Consider the following 25,569-nt stretch of genomic DNA (forward strand, 5'->3'; position numbering starts at 1 on the left):
TGAAGCTGTTCCCCTTTATAATAGGTCTGACCCGAGGAGGGGCTGATAGTGCAAACGAGGGTGGTGCATTTTGGGACCAATTCCTACAATCGTCGAAAATTTGCGTGACGCCTCGTTGGCGGTTGCTTTGCCGTTCCACCAGAATTGCGCAGCGGTATCCGTCGCCGTCACCGTCTGTCCTGGCGTAAAGGAAGATGGTGAAGAACCACCTGTTAGCTGCGCACTGTCCGGGCTGCTATACTGCCCCATGAAAATACGATCTGCGTCCACAACATTATACGTATTGGCATAAAAAGCCGTCACCTGAACACCACCGCTGTAATTGCGCCAGCCGTTCTCAATCACTTCAAACGGAGAAGCATCGTTACCATTCACCATCGTATCCCAGTAGAATGTGCCTCCCAGATTTAGCGTAGAGCCGCTGCGGTTAACAGCTTCCAGCTCCACCTTCATATACCCTCCCTGAGATGTTGCATTAACGATGGACACTCGCAAAATATACTCTACATTGTCTTTTTGCCTGGACATTTCGATTACGTTGTTATTAATTCGATAATAATTAAGGGGCAATGACTTAAAATTAACGGGCGTGCCGTTATGATCAATAATGGTGGATACATTCCCAGTATCACCACCGTAGAATACGTTGGTGTTTGGAAGCAACACAATTCTATATTTGCCATCACTATTCATCTCCACCTTCACCTTGGAGGATTGAACAGCCTTCATGCTGGCCGTATCGGATACAATACTGATGCTCTCCACAGCTTCAGCCATAACGGTCGTTGAACTCCATTCGACCAACAAGGCTTGGGGAGACAGCAAGGCAACTGCCAGTACCACTTTGGTAAGCTGCTCGGCTTGTTTTTTAATAGATTTTCGCGATTTCTTCAACGTCTGCTCTCCTTTTCTGCACACCAAAAAGGAGGCACCCCAACAAAGGAACAAAGTCCTCTGTTGGGTGCCTCCCCTAACAAGTGTCATTTTTTCTTGATTATAACGATTCCAATAACGAAAGTAAATACTTAGGAATGCTGAAAATATTTTCATTCACGAATGATTGATTATAACGTATGGCTCAGAAACCACTTGTACAACTCTGGGTTATCATACGTTTCTGTCCAGGCATCATGGTCACCTTCAGGGTATATCGTGAGCTTCACATCCGCGTTCAGTGCTTCCAGTGCATGAACAATCTTCTCAGATTCAGAGACGTAAACGATGTCATCCTTGGCGCCATGAAATGCCCAGACGGGTATATTACGCAATTCTTCCGCTTTGGATGGATCGGCTCCTCCACATACAGGAGCTAATGCTGCAAATGTATTCGGGTAAAACAGCGGAAGATCCCATGTACCATATCCGCCCATACTCATACCAGTAAGATACACCCGCTGCGGGTCAGCTGCTTCGGTTTCCAACACATGTTCCAGAAGAGCCATAACAGCTTCGCGATGCATACCCCAGAATTCATCTACCGGGCACTGCGGTGAAATTACGATAAAAGGGAAACTTTTGTCCTGCTCGGCAATAAGGGGGACCCCGTGTGCTTTAATCTTTTCCAAATCATTCCCTCGTTCCCCAGCACCATGAAGAAACAAAATGACAGGCCACTTCTCATTATTGGAAAGAGGCTCCTCCCTCTCGGGAATGTGCAGCAGATAGTCCAATGTAACGGTTTTGGTGATTTCTTTTACCAGTCGATGCCCGGTCTGGGACATATGCTCGCCTCATTTCTCATCTCTAATTTTCAACAATGCCTCGTCCAATGCTCCGACAACCTTGTCACACCAAGCATCAAATTCGGGATCTTCTGTTTGCAATTCAGGATGTGCAAGAATATATTCTATCGTGCTCCGGATTCCCTGATCAGCCCTGATCGTTGCCACAAATTCCGGAACCAGTCTCTTCAATTTACTGTTATCAAATACCACCGTGTTCGCCTTATCCCCCAGCAAACCGCCTCGAAGATCCTGATCACTGCACGCCGCCAAAAACTCGGAAGATACATGAACCGCATGAAGCTTGACGCCAAGCACTCCTGCAATAATCTCATAGATCTGATTCCAGGTTACCGACTCGTCCGAGGTAATATGTACCGATTCACCAATGGCGTGGATATTGCCCATAAGGCCAATGAATCCTTTGGCAAAATCACGGTTATGCGTTATGGTCCAGAGAGATGTACCGTCTCCATGAATGAGTACCGGTTTATTTTCACGCATGCGCTTAAGGACCTGCCAGCTGCCTTGGGCTCCGTGCACACCCAGGGGAACAGAACGTTCACTATAAGTATGGCTTGGACGTACAATAGTCACCGGAAAGCCTTCTTCACGATACTGTTTCATCAGATAATCCTCACAAGCTATCTTGTTACGTGAATATTCCCAATACGGATTGGATAATGGCGTACCCTCGGTGATTCGATAATCAGCAAGTGGTGTCTGATAGGCAGATGCCGAACTGATAAATATAAACTGCTTCGTTTTGTCCTTGAACAAACGGTAATTTCTCTCCAGCTGTGAAGGTACAAATGCGATAAAGTCTGCGACAACATCGAACTCAAGGTCGGCAATCAGCTCAGCAACCCGTGCTTCATCGTTAATATCGGCTTGCAGCACTTTGATTTGCGCAGGCAAATTATCGTTTTGATTACCCCGGTTGATCAAATAAAGTTCACAGCCTTGCTTGGCAAACTGATCGGTAATTGCTGTACTGATGGTACCTGTCCCTCCAATAAAAAGCGCTTTCATATTTGCCCACCTCCAGATGAATTTGATCACTAGTCCATGATATCACGCACATCAAAGAGGAGCAAAGATTCAATTAACGAATCTTTGCTCCTCACCATTATATGACCTTGATCGTTCCATAGATCATGTACATACCGCAGTGAATTTCATATTCACCAGGTTGGACATCCTTGTCTACAGTATAGTAGTTGTTTCCTTTTTGCATATAAAGATCCATACCGAGCTTGTCAGCCGCTACTGATTTGACGTGTGTAACTTGCCGGGTAAGAATAAAATTGATTTTGGTGGGGACCCCGGATTTAACTTCAATAACATCTGGTTCAAAACCGTCATTACTTACGTTAACATCAATAACTTCATATCCCTTCAAATCCTCCGGCGTCTCGGCTTTGGCCGTTACGGCACTTCCTGAACCGGGTGACATGTCCTTGCCCATAAAATACACCATAAAAGATCCCAGCAGTACAACTACCGTAATTCCCAGCGTAAGCCAAGGCCAGGTTTTGCTAATCCAGCTTTTCATCTCAACGCTCCTCTTTCTATGTTCCCATTCTATTGCAACTCTTCTTCAGCATACCCCATCCGGTTAAAAATGAAAATGACTCACATGGGCCATATTGACTGGGCGTCACTGAGTTAAATGTAATCATATAAAAAGAGCCTGCGTTATTCAGGCTCTTACTCTTTCAGCTACAGCTATGATCTTTATAACTCTATCTTATTCCCCACTCAGGAATATAGAGGTGTATTTCGACTTCGTCTCATCCGTAACTTATAGATCTCTGGCAGCGCTACACCAATCAGCACCACGATAACCCCGATCCATTGCAATGGGCTCACATGCTCGTGCAGCACGATGGATGAGAGCAGCACCGCGATTGGGAGTTCAACCGCACCAAGAATGCCGGCCATGTCCCCTCCAATATGAGGGACACCTACTGCGAACAGTACTGGCGGGATAAAAGCTCCGAAGAATCCAAGCAACAATCCGAAAACAAGCAGCTGGCTCCAAATTAAGCCGTTAAACAGGAACGTCGGCGGGAACAGGATACACAGCAAGACCAGACCCCCGGTGACCATCCAGGCACTGCGAAAAGCCGGATGTGCCGATGGAACCGCTTTACCACTAAACAGTACAAACAACGAGTAACTTACAGCCGCCATCAACCCAAGCGCTATGCCCAAGCCGTTAAACTCCCCGAGTCCCTGTTCCAGGAAACCTGCTGCCAGCAATGTTCCGCCAAACAGAATAATCAACGTCAAGAAGGTTACTTTGTCAGGACGCTGACGTTTGCTAATGGCCTGAATCAATACGCTAATCCAAGTGAATTGAAACAAAAGAATAATGGCCAGAGATGCAGGAATGTACCGCAAAGACTGATAATAGACAAGGCCGGTAATGACCGTCGGGGTGCCTGCAGCCATTAATATTAAACGCTGCTTCCACGTTAATTTCTGTAACGCTTTTGCCACAGCTGCTGTTGGTTTTCCATCTGCCTGTGATTTCCGTTTCATTCTAAACTTCGAGTATAATGCCAGCATCCAGGACAGAATGAAGCCCGTGATCAGCTGTGTACCCACAACCTCTCCGAGTTTGTACCCTTCGCCGTAAGCCAGAACCACAATAGTGGATAATATGCCATAGCTCATCGCTCCTGCGAGAACGGACAGATAATATTTCATGTTAGATAAACCTCCTGATGATCGAAAAATGCGTCCGCATGTTTGATCCATGCCAAGGTCACAGACTCCAAACAAATGCAAAAAATCCTAACTACGAGCAAGGGATACAATGATTCCCTGGCATCGTAGTTAGGAAGTATAGGCTTCCTGTAGAGACCCTCGCCCTGTGTACACTTTCGGCCTGCGAGGTTATACGAGATGAAATATGCATTTGTTATTTGCGATTCGTATGTGACGACTTTTCATATATTACATGGCAGGTGAGGGGGTGTCAACCCTGATTCACAATTTAAATTTTTCTAATTCAAATTCAAAGTAAATGAATTGCGTAATTACGTCATTTCGCAGATGAAGAATCCCATGTTAACGTTTGCTGCAATCCTTCTTTGAGTCCATTTAAATCCAATCCATCCACTGAAAAAGCCTCTCGGATCAAAGGAGGAGCCACGAATTCATCATATTTACCAAGATACGGTGCTTCGTCTTCTGAAAGCAACGCAGATGCGTCTTCGGCCGTTCGACATTCGCTCATGATCTCGGCCAAAAGTGTGCGACCATCCACCTTGCCTGACACGACAAAATAATAAGGCTCCATCGGTACAACAGAACGCAAGGCAAGCTTGTCAGACAAGTTGTGCTTCATTAAACGCTCCAGTGTGCGGAAAGACTTGCTTCCCACCCATGGCAATACATACAGGGAATCTCCACCGGCTGGGATGACCACCTGTTTCAGTAATCCACTTTCACGTGCAAGTCGCCTAGCACGTTCCAAGCGATTTACCGCTTGAGGGGAAAGATAGGGATATATCACCGTGTCTGACAGTACTTCACGCATTTTCTGGACGACCGTCGTATGAATGTCTCCACCCGCACCAAGCCACAGCGTATCCACCTTGCCTTTGGCCGCCTTCACATACACGGATTTATGCTTGTGGTCCACCTCTTCCACTTTCCACAGTTTGCCTGCAAGCGAGAAGCAATAACCTGGGGGTGGCACGGTTGTTATGGAACCTATCTCTTCGGAACCGTTCAGCACTTTGTGCTCTTCATCATCTTTGAACACCGCGTAAAAGCGATAGTTATTCACGGTTTTCTCACCCGTAAGCCCGATAATTAATGTCCGATCTTCCGTCCACTGCAGATGATCAGTCTCAATCAGATAATTTAGAAAAAGCTGATATTGCTCTGCACGAATGTGCACGAATGGTGCGAGCGAAAGCATGGCTTCAGCCAATTCTTTCGGCTCAGCCTCCCCATGCTTTTCAGCATGCTCATCGTCTGATGATAGAGTACACCCATCGGCATTTTACGGGCTTCAAGCGGTTCAACCCATTTGGTCTTTACATACAATTCAATAACAGCAATGGCCCGCATCAGTGTCCATGGCATACGAGCAGGCAATTGAGCTTCCTCATCCTCTTCTTCCGGACATACAAATAGCATCTCGGAAGCCATATCCCCACGCCTGCCTGATCGTCCAAGACGCTGAACAAAGCTTGATGCACTATAAGGCGCGCCAAGCTGCACAACCCGCTCCAGTTCACCCAAGTCGATACCCAATTCCAGTGTTACAGTAGCCGCAGCTACTGCAGGCCCTGAACCAGTTCGCAAGGCAGCCTCGGTCTCTTCTCTCAGCATGGCGGAGATGCTTCCATGATGAACATGGAATACATCCCGCTCCTGTCTCCGTGCGGCCACACGCCGCATCTCAAGTATGGTAACTTCGGCATCCGTCCGGCTGTTGGTGAAAATTAAAGCTTTTTTACGATGTGTACTTTCATAGATAAAGTCGTAATAGACTTTACGTGCATTATGCAGATGTTCCGCCTGTTCTTCATCCCGCGCATCAGGAAACGAAAAATGCTCTACCCGCAGACGCAGCTTGCGACCACCGGGAGAAGCGACCACATCGACACCCTGCCCTGTTCCGGCAGCAAGCCAGGCTGTAGCTGCATCATAATCACTCAGTGTCGCAGACAGTCCCACTCTTCGCGGTTTACATCCTGCCATGCGCTCAATTCGGGCCAGTTCACTCAATACCTGAATGCCTCGATCCGCCCCCATGAAAGCATGAACCTCGTCAATAATGACATACCGCAGATCATGAAATAGTGCTGGAATGGCATTGGGACGATTCATCAGCAAACCTTCCAGCGATTCAGGGGTAATCTGAAGCACACCAGAGGGACTTCGCATAAGACGCGTTTCTCTGCCTGAGGCACATCCCCATGCCAGTGCCATACCGGAATATTCCCCTCGGACAACAAGTCCTTTAGTCGCTCGAATTGGTCATTAATCAGTGCCTTAAGCGGCCCAATGTACAAGATGCCCACGGATTTGGAGGGCCGTTCATGCAGCTCGGTCAGCGCAGGAAAAAAAGCCGCCTCCGTCTTGCCGGAGGCTGTGCCTGCCGCAATCAGCATGTGATGCGGAGTGTGAAAGCAAATATTACAAGCTTCAATCTGGGCAGGCCGAAGCGATTCCCATCTTTTTTATAAATAAATTCCTGTACAAAAGGAGCCAGTCGATAGAAAGGGTTCTCACTCATAATTCAAACTCCGCCAGAAAATCATCCAGATCATCGCCAGATGCTGAAGAATCTGTTGCTTTTCCCGCTTCCGGTGGTTTGGCTCGCTCTCCAAGCAATTGAGTATAGGTTACTTCGGGATTCTGATGGAGCGTATGCAGCACATCCATAAAGTCCCGTACCACTTCACGTGTGGTCAGTAGCTCATCCGCACCGAGTCGGTTCACAGCTATTTGCATAAAATCAACTAAATCCTCATCCGTCAGACTTGCATCGTATCCAAAATGCAGGGCATGAATCTGACGCAGCTTCTGCAGCAGTATCAAAATCTCTTCATGGGACAACATCGAAAGTTTCAGGATCGGTCCGGTATAATTCGCATATTCCCTTGCTGCATAGCGGCCATCAATGAGTCTGGAGCGAAGTGCTTCGTAACTGAAAAGTCCTCGCCGTTCATCCTCCACAAATTGTGGTGTGCCGCCTACAAAAATGCCAAGGTGTTCTGCTTTGCCCTGCATCGTATCATTGAACATGGTAAGCAGCTTCTCATAGTTGCTTTGCCGGGAAATGCTGTTTGTAATTTTGTACAGATTCACCGCTTCATCAATGAACAGCAGTAGTCCTTTATATCCGATCCGTGCCGTAAATTCGGACCACAATTTGAAGTAGTCATACCAGTTATCATCGTCAATGATGACGCCGACAGCCAGCTCTTTTTTTGCTTCTGTCTTCGTCGAAAATTCCCCTCTTAACCAACGAAGTGCCGCCTGTTTGCGGTCATCATCCGCCAATTTATACCCGTTCCAGTACGAAGCCAGCACCTTGGCAAAATCGAATCCATGTACCAAATTCTGCATTTCGTTCGTCACCGCATAGATCTGCTTCTCCACTTCAGCGGGAAGTGCGGGATCATCCGGGCGTAAGCCCTGGCTCTGCATCGCTTGCTGCTGAAGACCTGCGATCCACTTCTGCAACATTGATTCCAGTGCACCGCCATCCGGGCGTGTACGAGTGGACAGGCGAGTCATCAGCTCACGGTATGTTGCAAGCCCCTGACCTTTGGTTCCCACCAGTCTGCGCTCAGGTGACAAGTCGGCGTCAGCCACAACAAATTCCCGGTCCATCGCATAGTTACGAATCATCTGCAACAGAAAGCTTTTCCCGCTCCCGTACCTTCCAGTAATCAGCTTAAAGGCTGCCCCACCTTCTGCAATATTGTCCATATCCCGCAAGATCGCGTCCACTTCAGACTTCCGGCCAACAGCAATCTGCTCCAGTCCGATTCGTGGCACAACGCCCGCTGTCAACGAATTCACTAGTGCGGTAGTCAGCCGCTTTGGTATTTTAAGTTCTGCCACTGCCCAATCACCTCTTCACATGTTCAAACACATTCATATAATCCGATACCATCCGATCGCCTTCAATCAAAAGGTCACCAATCGTTTCCATGGCTATATCATTAATTTCATCCAACAGAAGTGCAGGCATCGTACCGTATTGCTCTGCCACTTGCATCAGCTCCGTATCCGGATTATCTCCAAGCAGGGCATGAATTGTCCTTACATGACTTGGAGAAAGCTGCTCCGAGAATACTTTCCATTCTTCATCCAGATTAGCTGAAACGGTTTCTTCCCATTGAAGGGTTAATGACTCCGAATCTCCGCTTCCTTGTCTTCGGTCAGAATTAATTGTCTTCTCAACGTCAGCCTCCAGCTGGTTAGATCGCTTAGCATCTTCTCCTTCAGCTTTATCAACTGAGTTCTGAATGACCATAGGGCCTCTACTGCCCGTATTCTGTTCAATCTCTGCCAAGATTTCTAACCCATCAGATCTGTTACTCACTTCGGTCGCATGGTATGCATCCCTATCTTCAGTCACATGCTCTTCCTCAATCATGAGTGCTCTCCGCACATATTCGCTTTCCTGCTGCAGCGAAGCAAGTTTCTCTGTGTCAATTCGGACTATCGGTTGCTCTACTTCTGGCATTTGCTCGATGGCAAAGACCTTGTCCAGGTAACGTTCAATCACGTCCGCAAGCTCAGGTTCAAGGGTCTTTCCGCGGAGCCGCCCTCTGAAACCGAGCAGTTCACGGCATTTATTTTCCGTGCATCGAAAAACCCGGGTTACAAACTGGATAAAATCTGCATGCTCTCCAATTGGAACATATGACATTCGAACCGATTTTCCATAAATCGAGTCGTCATATACGGCTTTTCGAAACAACGTGCGTTCCATAGTCTTTTCACGATTCAGCTGAAACTGATCCAGTATACCTGCCTTGCGTGTACGCAGCAGATAGCTATCCACCAAAGCCATAACTCGGGGAATGTATTGTTCCAGAACTTGCTTGCCGCCATCCCTGTAAAATTTGCTGAGCGTAATGTCATAGTCATAGTATCTCTGTAACAGCTTCAATGAGATATCTGATACATTGCCGTTTAACAGCCGCGTCAATTCCATGTCGAGAATCTCCGGTGGCAAATACCCGCTCGAAAGCTCCACCATCTCGGATATTGACATGTTCAACTCGTGTACCAAGCCATAATCAATGATCCACTCCTGCATGTATACATCCAACTGCGGGAGCCGTTCACGATAGTTCATCCATAGCTGTTTTAATTGGTCGTAACCTTCCTGGGGTTCCTGCCAACCAATTCCGTTAATCAGTTCATAAATATGAACAAACAGATAGGACAGATCCGTATCAGGGAAACGTCCTTGCCGGACTTCCGTCCTCCAATACATATACCACTTTCGCTGAGGTTCGTTCATTACACCATAGGTCGGCCAATAACTCATGAATGGAATCCAGGGAGCCTGCTCGCCTATCACTTCCATGAGTTGCCTTGCTTCCTCGACAAACCTTTTCTCCGAAGACAATATGCCGCCAGGCAATCTTATATCAAAATCAGCACAGACAATCGTTGAACGATCAGGAACCGGGACTGCCGCTGTGATGGGCTCTTCACTCAGATCTATCTCCATAAATTCCAGTTGTCTTGAATCCTCTTTCATTGAATTCCGTTTCACCGTCCTCTACGTGTGAATGCGAACAAGTGTATCCATATTGAACATTATAACACTTGTCCTGTGCCTGCGGTGATGAAAATAATACTTTCCTTTTGAGCAGAAAAAGAAAGAAATTCAAACTGATATCCAGTTTAAATCCCTTCCCTCTTTACCATTTACCTGTATTCTTTACAGCAAGACCTGGTACAACTTCGTGTCAAACCACGATAGCCCGATTTTTCCCGCCACTCTTGGCTTGAGCAAGGGCCTGACTGGCTTTTTCAATTAGATCCGACATCATCAGCGTCTCTTCGGGAACCATTACCGAACCGCCTACGCTAACAGTGACTACTTCACTTGGACTGGACAGATCCCTCTGAATTTGAAGTGCAAGCACATGTTGTCTAATTTCTTCGGCAAGCTCCACTGAACGTTCTGATGTCGCACTCTTCAGTTTCAACATGAAGGTTCCTCCCCCAAGACGTGAAATGACGGCATTATTTTGTTCACTAACAACCGTAAGTACATCTCCTATCCATTGCAGGCACAGATCGCCGCCTTGAAGTCCATAAGATGCATTATATGAACGGAAATCATCGATATCGATAATAAATAGACCCAAACTGCATTTCTCCTGCAAACATTCATCCCAATCATCCTGAAGCCGGGATTTGAATATCGTCTGAAGCGGCATGTCTGTTAACGAATCTGTGTTGAGATAGGTCTGGAGCTGACTGGTTGTCTCCGTATAATGATCCTGATCATGATGGGAGGTTCCACTGTTCAGAAGGACCATCACTGAAGGTTTGCCTGCATGCGTAACAGAAGCCAGCGTAATCTCAAGCAGCAAAGATGTGCCCGTTGCTGTGGTGAAGTACGCCTTGTTGGTAAACAAACGAGTATTATTGAGCTTCAGTTCCTCCAGATTTTGCTGCAAAATCGTTCTTGTCTTGTCAGGCACAAACCCTCTAAATTCCTTGCCGATGAGATTTTTGGAGTTTTCATAGCCAAGCAGTTCAGCTGCCCTGTTATTGCAATAAATAATGAATCCATCCGTCAACGTAAAAAAGGCCACCGGGAAAACTCCATCAACTGCAAGTAACGCTGCTCATTTTGCCGCAAAACACGTGCATTCTGTAAAGATTGCTCCTCCGCCTGAGCCAGCTGGTTCTCCGTTTGACGGCGCACAATGCTTTTGAGCAATGGCAGCACATTCAGTTCCTTCGTTGTCCACGGGTAAGAAGTAGACTGAACGACCTCTCTCCATTTTTCGAAGGATTTCCGGGGAGACAAACGCATCCCATCATCGGTTTTGATCACTGCTTTGGCCGGATCCCCTGCCCAATCTACAAGCTGAACCACTTCAGGACGGAACCAGATGATATAGTGATGCTGCCCAGGGGATATGGCAACATACACAATACCTGATGCTTTTTCCTTGTAAGCTTTAGCAGGATCATACTCCAGACTCAGTTTGGAGGTGTGATAACTGTAATCTTCCGACTTGCCTGCCAACCATGCCGCCAGTTCCCGCACCTGCTCTCTTGCTGGCGTATCGCCATATAACAACAACTTGTCCTGATAGCAGATCGCAGCTCCCGAAGCATCCATCAGGCTCAGTAAGGTCTGCTCTTCACCCTGCAGCTCTTCAATAATTCTCGCTGGACTTGTATTGCCAATAAAGATATTTGCAACTTGGGTAGCTGCTTCACGTGACCTGATCTCAGCCTGATAGTCATCTAACTGCTGACGTTGAAACAATTCACTTGAGAAGAAGGAGCCCAGGAAGTTACACAAGTTCCGAACACGATGAGGTATATATCTGGCTGAATTATGATGACATGTAATCAGGCCCCACAGTTGATTGTCATGAATCAGGGAAATGGTTACGGTTGCGCCTACCCCCATGTTTTGCAAATACTCAATATGCAGCGGGGATACACTGCGCAGAACTGACAAGCTCAGATTGAGCGGTTTACCCGTCAAAGGTTGCAGCAAGGGAACAATCTCCACAGGCTGATAATTCACGTTCACAATGGTGCGCAACCAATTGCGAAGGTACAACTCGCGTGCCTGTTTGGGAATATCAGACGCGGGGTAATGGTGTCCGAGAAACGGTTCGAGCTCTTCCTCGCGTGCTTCTGCGATGACCTTCCCATTCCATTGTTCGTCAAATTCATAGATCATGACCCGGTCATAGCCGAGCATGTCTTTCACCTGCTCTGCTGCAATCTGACTCGCTTCCACCCGATTGTCCGTACTTTTGATGCGGCTGAAGAATCTGGAAATCCACTCAAAATCATTACCTTCCATGTTCCCTTTTTCATAAGAAGGCTCCAGCTCCAGAATCAACAAGCCTTCACTTTCATGAATGACAGAAGTGAAGACCTGAGCCTTTCCAGATACGTTTATCGTGAGATCCATATATTGCAGGTCTGATGTTACAGAGGCACTGAAGTTGCATGCCAGCACCTGTTTGATATTATCCTTGCCAATCAGATGCTCGAGTGGCAGACCAATCACTTCCTGCACAGTAAGACCGAGATGTTCTTCTGTATTTTGGCTGCATTGTACAATCGTCGGGATATTGTTGGTGGTCACAGCCAAGAGCACACCATGAGGTTGAATGAAGCCGGGGATATGAATGGGTTCTTTGTCGCAATTGTTTAAATCAATTGGATCATTGGTGTACGTACCCTGATTGAGCAATGTACGGTTAAGCATATTATTTTCTTTCCTGGATTTCGATTCGGGCATAGCCTGAAAAATCCCCTCTCATGATGTGATAACTCTTATTTCAACTTATAAATGATCTGTATTTGTATTAATCCATTGATCGAGTAATCGGAACGTTTCCGAAGCCGTGTGCACCATAATATCATGATCTTCTTCCGCTGTGATGGATTGACGCAGCAGCTCCGTGAACTCTGCCCATCTCGTTCTGGTTTCCGTACCATAGGCATTAAAATATTCCAGCCCCCGATCTGCTTCAATCGGCAGGAACTGTGACAAGCGCTTCGTCATGATCTGACCTCCGTTCGTAGATCCTTCAATGACGTATAGATAGCCAAACAACCTTGCTGGAGTCGAGATATCCGGAAGATCCTTACATAAAGAAATCTGGCTGATTTCTTCTTCACTGGCGCCCAGATTCCGCAGGTCATTTTCAAGTAAATTCGCTTTTCCTCTAATCTCGAAATCCAGTCCCGTACTTTCCCAGAAAGGCTGCTGTACAGCCTGATCTTCCAATGGTTTCAGGAACCCGTAGAATTTCTCCAGATATGTCTTGTAATCTTCCAAGCTAACGGTTTGATTCATAATAGCCTTGGCATAATCGTTCTGTTCCACTTGTCTGTGATAATGAGCTGTCTCACTCTTCAGACGTTCCATAATCGTACTGGCTGTCATGTAATCATCGCCCTTCTATATCGGATCTCTTCATCAGAATTAAAACGTATACTTAACTAAATGTTCAGTGTAGGTTTGAATGGATACTTCATTTAATCTAGATAAAGACTCTATGTAAGTATACTTTCTCTTGTGAGAGAAAACTATATGAATCAGGTAGATAATGCTGTTCATCCCTCAAAATGATACACTGTTTGCATACCTGTCATTGGAGGAATGATCCATATGAGTATAACCATTCAACATGTTATAAACCATCTCACTGCCAAAGTTAAACTACCGGAAAACACCGTGGATCAACTGATTATGGGCTCGCCCGACCAATTGGTCACAGGTGTTTTCCTTACCTTTATGCCTACACAACATGTGATTGAGCATGCCATACAGCGTGGGGCTAATCTGATTATTGCTCATGAACCTCCCTTCTATAACCATCATAGTCATACCGATTGGCTGGCTGATGATCCAGTTTATGAAACCAAGAGAAAGCTAATCGAGAACGGCGGAATTGCAATCTATCGCTGCCATGATGCAATTCACCGTTTTCAACCGGATGGCATTACGGAAGGATTGGTTCAGGCATTAGGATGGTCCTCTTATGTGGTTCAGCGTAAACCGGAAGTCGACCTTCTATCTTTTCCGGAAGGTATGACAGTTCAGCTTATTGCGGAACATATTAAACGTTCGCTTGGGATCGAATATGTACGCCTAGCTGGTGATCCAAAGATGGCATGCAGACGCGCAGCGGTGCTTGTAGGTTTTCGAGGGAACGGCAATCTGACCATTCCTCTGCTTGGGCAGGAAGATCTTGATCTCATTATTGCAGGTGAAGGATTCGAATGGGAGACACCGGAGTACATACGTGATGCCGTGCAGCAAGGAAAACAAAAGGCTCTTCTTATGATCGGCCATGCCGAGAGTGAGGCTTCGGGAATGAAGCTTCTGTCTGATAGATTGGCTGCGGCTTTCCCAGAATTGGCTGTTCATTTTATAGGTGAGCAACCGGTATATCAAGTACTTTGATTGTCATAATAATGTTCTAAACAGGATTCTGTGTGGATTTTGCGGAGCCTTTGTTGTACTCTAAATGCTATAACTTCTGAGCTGAGGACATTTGTCCTTGGCTTTTCGAGTGGATATATCATTTAATAGAAATCGAAGAAGTAATGACGCGACAAGGAGAGTACAACCATGAGAGGAATTATTTTCGCACTATTAGGCGGTGCATGTATCACCCTGCAAGGGGTCGCGAATACCCGAATCAGTACGGACATAGGCACGTGGCAAGCCGCAACCATTACACAGCTCACCGGGTTCATACTGGCGGCTCTGATCCTGGTATTCGTACGTGACATCAACCTGCAAGGATTGAAGCAAGTGAAGCCCATGTACCTGGCGGGGGGCGCATTTGGGGCAGTGATTATTTTCAGCGAAGTCACGGCAATCCAGCAAATCGGAGTAACCTTTACGATCTCAGCCCTGTTGATTGCACAGCTGTTCCTGACCTTTCTGGTCGACAGTAACGGATGGTTCGGCGTCGTGAAGCAAAAAATGAAACTACCGCAATTTCTGGGTATAGCATTAATGGTAACGGGCGTCATTATTATGAAACTGTAACTGGTGTCGAGTATATAGTCGGGGGTGAAATACATTATGGAAGAATACCAGAATGAGCATCAATTATTGCACTATTTGAAGCAGTATCAACTCGAATCGGTATTTCACGAGCCCCTGCGTACGCATATGACGTTATGCCATTTCGAGAAGTGCGAATTGATCTGCCGTGAAGGCGAAACTTCCGAATATTTATACGTGCTGGTCGAGGGGAAAATCAAAATCTTCACGACCTCACCACAGGATAAAACACTCGTTCTTTGTTTCAAAACACCACTTGAAGTCGTTGGTGATGTCGAGTACATTCGGGAGAGCGACATCGTGAACACCGTACAGGCGGTCTCACCTGTCGTGATGCTGCGTATTCATTATCAATGGTTGGCTGAACTAGCCAGCGATTACGCACCCCTGTTGAAATTTCTGCTCAAAATTATTTCTCACAAGTTTTATATTGATTCGAACTTCTCCAACTTCAACCTGATGTATCCGGTTGAGGTTCGATTAGCCAGTTATTTGCTCTCGATCTCTACAGAAGAAGCGGGGGCTGTTGTCCACGAAGAACTGGACGCTTTCAATTTGACAGATATCGCAAATCTCATCGGCACGAGTTATCGGCATTTGAATCGGGTGATTCAGAAACTATGTGCGGATGGATTAATTATCCGGGATCAGGGATTTATTATGGTCAAAGATCGAGCGGGTCTGGCAGAAGTGGCGGGTCATAACATCTATGAATAAGGAGATCTATATCCTATGATTATTACAGGTATTTTGCTAGCGTTACTGGCAGGCTCTCTTGTCAGTCTGCAGACCATCTTTAATAGTAAAGTAAATGAACGTACCGGCTCGTGGTCCACAACAACGATGGTGCTTTTCACCGGGTTTATTGCATCGTTTCTGATTTCTTTGGTGGTGGAGGGAAAAATACGTTCAGCTTCCAGCACATGCAGCCCTGGTATTGGCTTAGCGGAGCCATCGGTGTTGGGGTGGTCTTCTGTCTCGTACAGGGAATGAAGCTGCTCGGTCCTACCTTTGCCATCTCTATCGTACTCACCTCCCAGTTAAGTTTCGCCCTGCTGTTTGATTCCATGGGTTGGCTTGGACTGGAGCAAATTCCATTCTCGTGGAACCAGCTTCTCGGGGTTCTGGTCATCGTAGGCGGTATCTTGTTGTTCAAGTTTGGCGGCAGCAAGTCTGCAAAATTGAAAAAATCTGCTAGTGCGTTGCAATCCGACTCCTAGAAAAACAATAAAAAGAGTGTCTGTCCAATCCCGTTGATTGGCCAGACACTCTTTTGGCAATTGATACGAGCAAGTATCGTTAATTCACATTAAACAAACTCTACGTTATGGTACACCTGCTGCACATCTTCAAGGTCCTCAAGCGCATCGATCAGCTTCTCGAACTGGGCTTGTGCGTCCTCTGGAAGTTCAATATGGTTTTGCGCCAGCATCGTCAGCTCGGCTACGGTGAACTCGGTAACGCCCGCCGCTTTGAATGCTTCCTGTACAGCGTGGAATTGGTCTGGCTCAGCGTAGACGATAACCGATTCATCTTCGTCCACAATATCACGTACATCCACATCTGCTTCAAGCAAGAGCTCAAGCACTTCTTCTGAAGTTTTGCCTTCAACCCCGATTACCGCGGTAGGATCAAACATATAAGCAACTGAACCACTCACACCCATATTACCCGCGTTTTTGTTAAATGCGGAGCGCACTTCCGGTGCAGTACGATTCACATTATTGGTGAGGGCATCAACGATGACCATGGCACCATTAGGCCCGAATCCTTCATAACGCAATTCTTCATAATTCTCGTCCCCGCTACCTTTTGCCTTTTCCATGGCGCGATCAATAATGGCTTTGGGTACGTTGTACGTCTTGGCACGTTCCAGCACGACTTTCAGTGCGCGGTTCGCTTCCGGGTCCGGTTCGCCCTTCTTGGCAGCTACATAAATCTCAACGCCGAATTTGGCATAGACCCGGCTTGTATTTGCATCTTTTGAAGCTTTTTTTTCTTTAATATTATTCCACTTACGACCCATATCGTTTCCGCTCACTTTCAACATATAATCTGCTTTCTACCTAGTCATTATATCTTGTTGAGCGTACTTCAACAAGTTTAGACTCACGAAATAATGGTAAAGGGCAAGTCAATTTCACCTTGCCCCGTTTAGAAATCCCAAAAGAAAACGACCCAAAAACGCCAAAGAAGCAATTCCATAAGGAATGCTTCTCTTCACGAATTCAACTAATTAAGCATGAAATTGCTGACCATCCAGCACTTCAGGCACATAGCCGGCACGAATGACGAAATCTCCAAAATGCTCACCATCATTGCGCTCTCTGGCATATTGATTCACCATTGGAGTCAATGTTTCCAAAATTTCGGTTTCGCCAATATTTTCTTTGTACAATTTGTTCAAGCGATGCCCTGTAAAACTTCCGCCAAGATACATATTGTATTTCCCCGGAGCTTTGCCGATGAACGAAATCTCAGCCAGCATTGGTCTCGCGCAGCCGTTCGGGCAACCCGTCATACGAATGACAATCTCTTCGTCTCTCAGTCCCGCTTCGTCCAGTACAGGCTCCAGCTTGTCGATCAGGGAAGGCAGATAACGTTCGGATTCTGCCATGGCAAGACCACAAGTCGGAAGCGCCACACAAGCCATAGAACTTCTCCGGAGCGCTGAGTAATGAGCGCCGTCGGTCAGATTGTATTGCTGAATCAGCGCTTCAATCTTTTTCTTCTTCTGGCTGCTAACATTACCAATAATCAGGTTTTGGTTAGCTGTCAGACGGAAATCTCCAGTATGAACCTTGGCAATTTCACGCAGACCCGTCATGAGCGGATAACCGTCCACATCCTTCACTCGTCCATTCTGAATGAACAAGGTGTAATGCCATCTGCCATTGCTGCCTTTCACCCAGCCATAACGATCTCCATTATGATCAAAATGGAACTCGCGCGCCGCATCCAGCTTCCAGCCGAGACGACTGGTCAATTCCTCCACGAACCAGGCCAGGCCGCGGTCATCGATTGTATATTTGAACCGGGCATGTTTACGTACTGCACGATCCCCATAATCCCGCTGAATCATAACCGTCTTCTCCGCGACATCAATCATTTGCTCTGGTGTACAGAAACCAATGACTTTGGACACCTGAGGATAAGTCTTCGGATCACCGTGAGACATGCCCATACCACCGCCGACTGAAACGTTAAAGCCTTGCAGCTTGCCGTTCTCCACAATCGCGATAAAGCCGAGATCCTGTGAAAATACATCGACATCATTGGATGGAGGAACGGCAATTCCGATTTTGAACTTACGCGGCAAATACACTTTGCCATAAATCGGTTCCACTTCTTCATCCGAATCCTGTGAATCAATAATTTTCTCCCCATCCAGCCACAGCTCGTGATAAGCACGGGTACGCGGGTCAAGATGATTGCTCACCTGGCATGCCCATTCATATACTTCAGCATGAATATCCGATTGATTCGGATTCGGGTTGCACATCACGTTCCGATTGACATCGCCACACGCAGCAAGGGTGCTGAGCAACGAATCATTCACTTCACGAATGGTATTTTTGAGGTCCCATTTGAGAACACCATGCAGTTGAAATGACTGGCGTGTCGTCAGACGAATCGTCTCATTCGCGTATTTATGAGCAACACGATCCATCATCAGCCATTGTTCGGGTGTAACAACCCCTCCGGAAGCACGCACACGCAGCATGAATTGGTAAGCAGGCTCCAGTTTGGATTTATTCCGCTCATTACGCAAGTCACGGTCATCTTGCATATAACTTCCGTGATGTTTCATCAGGCGGTTATCGTCCTCGGGAATTGCTCCACTGATTCGATCCGCCAGTGTTTCAGTCAGGCTTCCGCGCAAGTAGTTACTTTTGATCTTTATATCTTCCACATCGCTGTTCGTGCGCTGCGGGTTAAGTAAGTTATTATAAGCCATGCTGCTTTCTCCTCTCGTATCTACGGAATGCCTTATCTGGCATATACTCTGAAATTAATACACATCCCGCTGATAACGTTTTTCCTGTTGCAACCGTGTCAAGTATTCTGCTGCCTGTTCGGGTGTTAAACCACCCTCTTGTTCAAGAATTGTTGCGAGTGCAGCATGAACATCATGTGCCATTCTTTTCTCGTCGCCACAGATATATACACTTGCACCTTCCTGCAGCCACTGATACAGCTCTTTGCTGTGTTCAAGCATCCGATGCTGTACATATACTTTCTCTTCCGCATCACGGGAAAAAGCCACATCCATCTTCGTAAGAACGCCGTCCTTAAGCCAGCGCTGCCATTCGGTCTGGTACAGGAAGTCGGTGGAGAAATGCTGATCCCCGTAGAATAGCCATGTCTTGCCTCCTGCACCCGTCTCTTCACGTTCTCCAAGGAACGATCTGAACGGAGCAACACCTGTACCTGGCCCAATCATAATGATTGGAGCATCCGGGTTCTCCGGCAGTTTGAAGTTAGGATTTTGCTGAATAAAGACAGGCAATGTATCACCGATTTCGGTTCGTTCAGCCAGATGAACAGAGCATACACCGTAGCGCTCTCTGCCACGTGAATCATAACGTACTGTGCGAACGGTCAGATGAACTTCATCCGGGAAAGACTTCGAACTGCTGGCGATCGAATATAGACGTGCCGGGATTTTACGAAGCACCGCTACAAATGATGCAGCCGGAATACCTTTAAGCCCATAGTCATGTACCAGATCGAGCAAGTCACAGCTGTTCATCACCTTGCGAAATTCCGAATCATCTGCGAGCAGAGCGGGCAACCCGCTTCCCGGATTCAGCTTCGCGAGCTGTTCAACAACCGGTTTGGTTACCGCTGTAATTTCAAAATAACGCAGCAATGCTTCACGTACCGATACCTGGTCTCCAGCTTTATTCACCGTAACGCGCTCATCCGCATTCCATTCCATGGCCGCAATCAGCTCATCGACTAAGCGTGGATGATTTTCAGGGAATACACCCAGGCTGTCACCCGGTTCATACTCCAGATTGGAACCTTCCAGGGACAGTTCAATGTGACGGGTCTCCCGGTCCGATCCTCTTCCGTTCAGATTGAGATTTTCAAGCACTTCTGCTTTAAATGGATTCGTGCGATTGAATTCCGATTCCCCGCTGCTTACTGCAGCTACAACCGCTTCACTGGTTATCGTACCTGCAGCATCCGATGAGCTACTGAGTGAAGCAAGTACAGCATTCATCCACTCCGCTGCTGCTTCATCAAAATCAACATCACAGTCCACACGTGGTACAAGCGCTGTTCCGCCTAGCTCCTGCAAACGATGGTCAAAATCTTTTCCTGTCTGGCAGAAGAACTCATACGAAGTATCTCCCAGCGCCAATACGGAGTAACGCAATCCTTCGAGCTTCGGAGCTCGTTTGCTATGCAGGAATTCATGCAATGGTATCGCATTATCCGGCGGTTCGCCTTCTCCATGTGTGCTGACAATAATGAGGAGATTCTCTATTTTTTTCAGTCCGTTCGGTTTAAAATCTCCCATTGCCGACAGGGTCACCTGAAGCCCCTGCTCTTCCAGCTTTTTCACCAGTTTCTTGGAGAGTCCGCTGGAGTTCCCGTTTGTGATCCAAAGAGTACCGTGACTTCTCTGGACACCGCTGGTGTATTTGCAGGAGTAGTTATACCTGCTGAAGTTACGGGCTGTTGCACTTGTGCAACACCAGCAGTTAAAGCTGCAGTTCCCTGAATGGCTGTCAGATATCCGCTTAACCATGTTTTCTGTCCATCGTTCAATGTAGGAATAAGGCGATTGAGCAGCTCAACCTGTTCCTGATTAAAAGGGCTGTTTGTCACTTGAAGTTCCACCATTTGCCACCTCGCGCATTGCTTCAATTTTAATTCCTACTAAAATGATCATATTAATTTCTACTCTCTTGAACCTACCATACCCGGTGGTAAGGGTCAATTTCGATGATTTTATAGCATTTATCAGTTTCGCTGATAAAGGACAATTAAACAACAAATACCCTCCTTTTCAATTCAGGACGGTTGTTGTTTTTAATATTCATTTGGCCGCAAGCTTAGGTAGAAGGGTTATGCGGAATATATTCGCTAAAATGATTCTCCAGCACTTTGCTTTTATCTCCATATACTCTGTCCAGATGATTCTCTCCCCACAGACAGATGCGGTCGATGATATTCTGCAGAGTAAGGCCATACTCTGTCAGCTCATACTCTACCTTGGGCGGAATCTGGGGATGAATGATCCGGTGGATAATTTCATTCTTTTCAAGATCACGCAGCTGCTGGGTAAGGACCTTTTGAGTAATGCCGGGAATGGCTCTGCGAAGTTCGCTTGTTCGTTTTTTACCTGATATCAACTGATACAGAATTAGAATCCTCCACTTTCCACCGACCAGTTCCAGCATCGCCTGCACTCCGCTTTCATATTTTTTCAGTTCATGTTCCATTCGTAATCCCCCTTAAATCACATATATGTATATCCCTTATTACCTTATTATTAGTAACCGAAGAACCTCAAGGTTTCTACAGCACTCGAAGGTGCGTACTTCTCAATAAGATGTCATGAACCTTATAATAACATTGGTCAGAACGTTAAACCAAAAATGAAGAAAAAAAGGATGGTTACTCCTACATGAAAGTCAAACTGGTCGTTACTCACCCAAGACAGGATTCCCTAACATTTGCCGTGATGAATCGTTTTATAGAAGGTATGAAGGAGAATCACCACGAAATTGATATTCTCGATCTGTATCGTGATGGATTTGATCCTTTATACAGTGTAGAAGATGAGCGAGATTGGCAAAATCCCGACAAGCAGCATGCCCCTGTGATTCGCAAAGAGCTGGATCGCGTGCTTGCGGCTGATGCCATTGTATTTGTTTTTCCGATATGGTGGTACAACGTCCCATCCATGCTCAAAGCCTATCTGGACAAGGTATGGAACATGGGACTGCTGAACAGGGTTAACTCCAAAAAGGTACTCTGGATTGCTCTAGCTGGAGGTACGGAGGCTTCATTCCATAAATACGATTATTACAACATGATCACGAATTATTTGAATAACGGGATCGCTGGCTATGCCAAATTACAGGAGTCACAGGTAGAATTCCTCTACGAGACGTTATCGGAATCCAAAGAACATATTGAAGGCTTGCTGGAGCAAGCGTATCAACTCGGCAGACATTACCAATAACCGTTGCAATGCAAAAAGACAGCGTCCATTTAACCATGGCGCTGTCTTATGCTGGTTCATATTTCATCCAGTGATGGCTTTGAAATTAGAACACCTTCGTTGTCCACGACTCACAATTCCATGTCTCCGTAACCACATCGCGATAGAATTCAGGTTCGTGAGAGATCAGCAGAATGCTGCCTTTGTATGCTTTGAGCGCACGTTTCAATTCTTCCTTGGCGTCAACGTCCAGATGGTTCGTCGGCTCATCGAGTACAAGCAGGTTCGTTTCATTATTGATCAGTTTGCAGAGACGCACTTTGGCTTTCTCGCCACCACTCAGAACCGCAACCTTGCTCTCAATATGCTCGGTAGTCAGTCCGCATTTTGCGAGTGCAGCACGCACTTCAAATTGAGTGTAAGAAGGGAACTCCTGCCAGATTTCTTCGATACAGGTATTGTAATTCGCTTCCTTCATCTCTTGTTGGAAATACCCAATCTCGAGGTGTTCACCACGCTGAACGGTTCCTTCCAGTGCTTGAATCTCACCCAGAATGCTGCGCATCAGGGTTGTTTTACCGATACCGTTCGCACCAACGAGGGCGATCTTCTGTCCACGCTCCATACGCAGGTCCAGTGGTCTCGATAACGGCTCATTGTAACCAATGACAAGGCCCTTCGTTTCGAAAATGAGTTTGCCGGACGTTCTGGCATCACGGAAATTGAATTGTGGTTTCGGTTTTTCCTTGGCAATTTCGATGACATCCATCTTGTCCAGCTTCTTCTGTCTGGACATCGCCATGTTGCGCGTAGCCACACTGGCCTTGTTCCGGGCCACAAAGTCCTTGAGATCCGCAATTTCCTGTTGTTGGCGCTTATACGCCGACTCCAGTTGTTGTTTTCTCATCTCGTGAACCTCTTGGAAGTGATCATAATCGCCCACATAACGCGTGAGATCCTGATTTTCCATGTGATAGATCAAGTTAATTACACTGTTCAGGAACGGGATATCATGCGAGATCAGAATAAAGGCATTCTCATATTCCTGCAAATAGCGTTTCAGCCATTCGATATGCAATTCATCCAGATAGTTCGTAGGCTCATCCAGGAGCAAAATATCCGGTTTTTCAAGCAGCAGCTTGGCGAGCAGTACTTTCGTCCGCTGTCCACCACTAAGGTCATTAACGTCCTTGTCCAGACCGATATCGGTCAGACCCAGACCGCGTGCTGTCTCGTCCACTTTGGCATCGATCATGTAAAAATCCTGATTGGTCAGCGTATCCTGAATCGTACCTACGTCCTCAAGCAGCTGCTCCAGTTCCTCAGGAGTTACATCGCCCATTTTGCCATACATATCATTCATTTCCTGCTCCATGTCGAACAAATACTGGAACGCACCACGAAGTACATCACGAATGGATTGTCCTTTGTTCAGCACGGCGTGCTGATCCAAATATCCGACACGCATGCGTTTGGACCACTCCACTTTGCCTTCATCCGGCTGGAGTTTACCTGTAATAATGTTCATGAAGGTCGATTTACCCTCACCATTGGCCCCGATCAGTCCAATGTGTTCGCCTTTCAGCAGGCGGAAAGAAACGTTGTTAAAGATAGCACGGTCACCAAAACCGTGACTTAATTTTTCGACATTTAATATGCTCATTCATGACACCTTTTCTATATAGACTTAATTCTTTGTATATTATAATCGTTATATCATGCACAACTCAACGCCATATTGTAAATTTAGCACCATTTTTCAATGAAATGTCCTGCATTTCGACTCTCGATCCACTCAAACTGAAACCGATGGCATTTGCCTTATATGTATGGATGGGTTAAAATTTTTCCTTAAACGACTTACTACTATAAGAATGGAGCTCTCTTGGAGAGCATCAGGTGAACATGATGATTGAAGTGAAACAATCCAAATTGGGTGATGGGGAATTTAACCGCGGCGTATTTGCGACCGTAGACATTCCAAAAGGCCAGCTGATCCATCAGGCTCCGGTTGTCCCTTATCCCAATGAAGACCACGAGCATGTGGAGAAAACAATTCTCGAAGATTACGTATTTGAATACGGAGCCAACCATACGGCTATCCTGTTGGGTTATGGCAGTCTGATCAACCATTCCTATCAACCCAATGCCACCTATGATATCAACTTCGAAAACCATACCTTTGACTTCTATGCCTATACAGATATCAAAGCCGGTGAAGAAGTACTGATCAATTATAATGGCGAGGAAGATAACATGGACCCATTATGGTTTCTAGATGATTACGAAGAACGTATGCGTGAGTTGAACGAAGCAAGTGATGGTGAAGAGGATGCTGATGACATTGATTCTGCGTCCCAGGACACGGACTCAAGCAAATAAGATCTTGATGATAAACTACAGCAGTAGGGCAACTATGTGAACAAGACTTTAATAATCTGCGCCCTCATCCGTTGTAGCTTTGATACAGCGGCTATGTCGTTGTCTAAGGCAAACTAAACAAGCCAGTCCTCCACCAAGGAAGACTGGCTTGTTTAATTTATTGCGTTTTCACCACATTTCCCAACATCGAACCAATCTTAATCAGCAATGGGAGGGTCGGTGTGCAGATCCTGATCCGGTTCAGTCATTTTCCACTTTGTAAACGCAACTTCGAACCCGGCACGCTTCGGAGAACAGAGAAACGGTCCGGCCTGCTTGTTCGTCGGATAGGCAAACCTCGCTACCCGAATCGTACGCCAAGGATGCTCGTCCGTACGGGCGCGAATGACCACCGCTTCGTCATGATATGAAGCCCGAATGGTAACGATACGCCCACCCCACTCTGGCACAGGTGAGAGCGACCAATCGGAAAATCGATCCGTTACGACAGCTCCTACATGAGCCACGCCATCGTTTACTTCAACCCCCGCCTTGATCCATTGGTCCTGGCCGTGCCAAAGCATCAATCCGGCCTGATCATATAATTCCGTGAATGAACTCAGATCAAATGAGACTTCAACTGCCTTGGTTCCATCCCATGGCGCAAGCATGGCATGTCCATTCTGATGACAGAAACCATAAAAGGTTTTCTCCCAGAAGTCACTGCCCTCCTGTGCCTCCACAATCAGACGGTCACCTTCCGTTCGTGCCTGAGCCGGTTCGGTTGTCCACTCGGCATCATGAATCCGATGAAAATTAGCTGACATGATTCTCCCCTTCCTTCCACTTTCACGTCTTGTATCTTCGTTACCATATAAAATGAACTGAAGTCTATGACACTCTGACACTTCAATTGCAGAACCATCTTCCGATCGCTGTTATCCCCAGATTTTTTTGATCCATTTTTAAATGGAAAAATCCGGGGATAAAGGCGAACGCTCCGCTTCTTC

At 46.5% G+C, this 25,569-nt stretch carries 20 protein-coding genes, 3 pseudogenes and 1 riboswitch; of the genes and pseudogenes, 6 read left to right on the forward strand and 17 right to left on the reverse strand.

The window, feature by feature from the left end:
- Positions 1 to 15: 15 nt before the first annotated feature.
- The 11 genes and pseudogenes from ACTWJ7_RS21145 to ACTWJ7_RS21195 all read right to left on the reverse strand — a co-directional run bounded on the left by ACTWJ7_RS21145 (position 16) and on the right by ACTWJ7_RS21195 (position 13,380).
- Positions 16 to 894 (reverse strand): hypothetical protein, encoded by an 879-nt coding sequence (locus ACTWJ7_RS21145; protein WP_443145851.1) that lies wholly within the window; start codon positions 892 to 894, stop codon positions 16 to 18.
- Positions 895 to 1,064: 170 nt separating this feature from the next.
- Positions 1,065 to 1,721, reverse strand: a complete 657-nt coding sequence (locus ACTWJ7_RS21150) for a carboxylesterase family protein (RefSeq protein WP_301878878.1) — start codon at positions 1,719 to 1,721, stop codon at positions 1,065 to 1,067.
- A gap of 9 nt (positions 1,722 to 1,730) precedes the next feature.
- Positions 1,731 to 2,753: an SDR family oxidoreductase gene (locus ACTWJ7_RS21155; protein WP_301878879.1), complete on the reverse strand. Its 1,023-nt coding sequence runs from the start codon at positions 2,751 to 2,753 to the stop codon at positions 1,731 to 1,733.
- A 97-nt stretch (positions 2,754 to 2,850) separates the two neighbouring features.
- Positions 2,851 to 3,276 carry a cupredoxin domain-containing protein gene (locus ACTWJ7_RS21160; RefSeq protein WP_024633844.1) on the reverse strand — a complete coding sequence of 142 codons (426 nt, stop codon included), beginning with the start codon at positions 3,274 to 3,276 and terminating at the stop codon, positions 2,851 to 2,853.
- Between the two features lie 206 nt (positions 3,277 to 3,482).
- Positions 3,483 to 4,436, reverse strand: a complete 954-nt coding sequence (locus ACTWJ7_RS21165) for an EamA family transporter (RefSeq protein ID WP_301878880.1) — start codon at positions 4,434 to 4,436, stop codon at positions 3,483 to 3,485.
- 106 nt (positions 4,437 to 4,542) lie between these two features.
- Positions 4,543 to 4,653, reverse strand: a riboswitch (purine riboswitch).
- Between the two features lie 120 nt (positions 4,654 to 4,773).
- Positions 4,774 to 6,984: pseudogene (locus tag ACTWJ7_RS21170) on the reverse strand (DEAD/DEAH box helicase).
- The gene (locus ACTWJ7_RS21175; protein ID WP_079344278.1) at positions 6,981 to 8,321 is read right to left on the reverse strand and encodes an ATP-binding protein; all 1,341 of its coding nucleotides are present in this window, start codon (positions 8,319 to 8,321) and stop codon (positions 6,981 to 6,983) included. Before ACTWJ7_RS21175 ends, ACTWJ7_RS21170 begins: the two are co-directional and overlap by 4 nt.
- Positions 8,322 to 8,328: 7 nt before the next feature.
- Positions 8,329 to 9,978 (reverse strand): TerB N-terminal domain-containing protein, encoded by a 1,650-nt coding sequence (locus ACTWJ7_RS21180; RefSeq protein WP_079344277.1) that lies wholly within the window; start codon positions 9,976 to 9,978, stop codon positions 8,329 to 8,331.
- 211 nt (positions 9,979 to 10,189) lie between these two features.
- Positions 10,190 to 11,047, reverse strand: coding sequence for a diguanylate cyclase domain-containing protein (locus ACTWJ7_RS21185; RefSeq protein WP_443145852.1), 858 nt, complete (start codon positions 11,045 to 11,047; stop codon positions 10,190 to 10,192).
- Complete coding sequence (locus ACTWJ7_RS21190; protein ID WP_443145853.1) at positions 11,029 to 12,696, reverse strand: GAF domain-containing protein; 1,668 nt, start codon at positions 12,694 to 12,696, stop codon at positions 11,029 to 11,031. Before ACTWJ7_RS21190 ends, ACTWJ7_RS21185 begins: the two co-directional genes overlap by 19 nt.
- Positions 12,697 to 12,774: 78 nt before the next feature.
- Positions 12,775 to 13,380 carry a biliverdin-producing heme oxygenase gene (locus ACTWJ7_RS21195; protein WP_079344276.1) on the reverse strand — a complete coding sequence of 202 codons (606 nt, stop codon included), beginning with the start codon at positions 13,378 to 13,380 and terminating at the stop codon, positions 12,775 to 12,777.
- A gap of 225 nt (positions 13,381 to 13,605) precedes the next feature.
- Here ACTWJ7_RS21195 and ACTWJ7_RS21200 point away from each other — a divergent pair, with 225 nt between their 5' ends.
- The 4 genes and pseudogenes from ACTWJ7_RS21200 (at position 13,606) to ACTWJ7_RS21215 (ending at position 16,235) form a co-directional block, all read left to right on the forward strand.
- Positions 13,606 to 14,403: a Nif3-like dinuclear metal center hexameric protein gene (locus tag ACTWJ7_RS21200; RefSeq protein ID WP_079344275.1), complete on the forward strand. Its 798-nt coding sequence runs from the start codon at positions 13,606 to 13,608 to the stop codon at positions 14,401 to 14,403.
- Positions 14,404 to 14,571: 168 nt separating this feature from the next.
- Entirely contained in the window at positions 14,572 to 14,997 is a 426-nt protein-coding gene (locus tag ACTWJ7_RS21205) for a DMT family transporter (RefSeq protein ID WP_079344274.1), read from the forward strand.
- Between the two features lie 36 nt (positions 14,998 to 15,033).
- Positions 15,034 to 15,732 carry a Crp/Fnr family transcriptional regulator gene (locus ACTWJ7_RS21210; RefSeq protein WP_301878886.1) on the forward strand — a complete coding sequence of 233 codons (699 nt, stop codon included), beginning with the start codon at positions 15,034 to 15,036 and terminating at the stop codon, positions 15,730 to 15,732.
- Positions 15,733 to 15,747: 15 nt separating this feature from the next.
- Positions 15,748 to 16,235: pseudogene (locus ACTWJ7_RS21215) on the forward strand (DMT family transporter).
- 89 nt (positions 16,236 to 16,324) lie between these two features.
- On the opposite strand, the gene ACTWJ7_RS21220 reads toward ACTWJ7_RS21215, so the two are convergent.
- The 4 genes and pseudogenes from ACTWJ7_RS21220 to ACTWJ7_RS21235 all read right to left on the reverse strand — a co-directional run bounded on the left by ACTWJ7_RS21220 (position 16,325) and on the right by ACTWJ7_RS21235 (position 21,473).
- Positions 16,325 to 17,041: a YebC/PmpR family DNA-binding transcriptional regulator gene (locus ACTWJ7_RS21220; RefSeq protein WP_024633833.1), complete on the reverse strand. Its 717-nt coding sequence runs from the start codon at positions 17,039 to 17,041 to the stop codon at positions 16,325 to 16,327.
- Positions 17,042 to 17,251: 210 nt separating this feature from the next.
- On the reverse strand, positions 17,252 to 18,973 hold the full coding sequence (gene cysI / locus ACTWJ7_RS21225; protein ID WP_301878887.1) for an assimilatory sulfite reductase (NADPH) hemoprotein subunit: 1,722 nt from the start codon (positions 18,971 to 18,973) through the stop codon (positions 17,252 to 17,254).
- A gap of 54 nt (positions 18,974 to 19,027) precedes the next feature.
- Positions 19,028 to 20,868 (reverse strand): annotated as a pseudogene (locus tag ACTWJ7_RS21230) (assimilatory sulfite reductase (NADPH) flavoprotein subunit).
- 215 nt (positions 20,869 to 21,083) lie between these two features.
- Positions 21,084 to 21,473 carry a winged helix-turn-helix transcriptional regulator gene (locus ACTWJ7_RS21235; protein ID WP_024633829.1) on the reverse strand — a complete coding sequence of 130 codons (390 nt, stop codon included), beginning with the start codon at positions 21,471 to 21,473 and terminating at the stop codon, positions 21,084 to 21,086.
- A gap of 185 nt (positions 21,474 to 21,658) precedes the next feature.
- Here ACTWJ7_RS21235 and ACTWJ7_RS21240 point away from each other — a divergent pair, with 185 nt between their 5' ends.
- On the forward strand, positions 21,659 to 22,219 hold the full coding sequence (locus tag ACTWJ7_RS21240) for an NAD(P)H oxidoreductase (RefSeq protein WP_301878889.1): 561 nt from the start codon (positions 21,659 to 21,661) through the stop codon (positions 22,217 to 22,219).
- Between the two features lie 85 nt (positions 22,220 to 22,304).
- On the opposite strand, the gene ACTWJ7_RS21245 is transcribed toward ACTWJ7_RS21240, so the two are convergent.
- Positions 22,305 to 23,861, reverse strand: coding sequence for an ABC-F family ATP-binding cassette domain-containing protein (locus ACTWJ7_RS21245; protein ID WP_301878890.1), 1,557 nt, complete (start codon positions 23,859 to 23,861; stop codon positions 22,305 to 22,307).
- Between the two features lie 245 nt (positions 23,862 to 24,106).
- Here ACTWJ7_RS21245 and ACTWJ7_RS21250 point away from each other — a divergent pair, with 245 nt between their 5' ends.
- Positions 24,107 to 24,580 carry an SET domain-containing protein gene (locus ACTWJ7_RS21250; RefSeq protein ID WP_301879542.1) on the forward strand — a complete coding sequence of 158 codons (474 nt, stop codon included), beginning with the start codon at positions 24,107 to 24,109 and terminating at the stop codon, positions 24,578 to 24,580.
- Positions 24,581 to 24,777: 197 nt separating this feature from the next.
- Here ACTWJ7_RS21250 and ACTWJ7_RS21255 read toward each other — a convergent pair whose 3' ends face one another.
- Positions 24,778 to 25,386 (reverse strand): DUF1349 domain-containing protein, encoded by a 609-nt coding sequence (locus ACTWJ7_RS21255; RefSeq protein WP_053782107.1) that lies wholly within the window; start codon positions 25,384 to 25,386, stop codon positions 24,778 to 24,780.
- Positions 25,387 to 25,569: the final 183 nt, after the last annotated feature.

It is taken from the genome of Paenibacillus sp. 1A_MP2, from assembly GCF_052244825.1.
GTDB classification, from domain to species: Bacteria; Bacillota; Bacilli; order Paenibacillales; family Paenibacillaceae; genus Paenibacillus; species Paenibacillus vandeheii.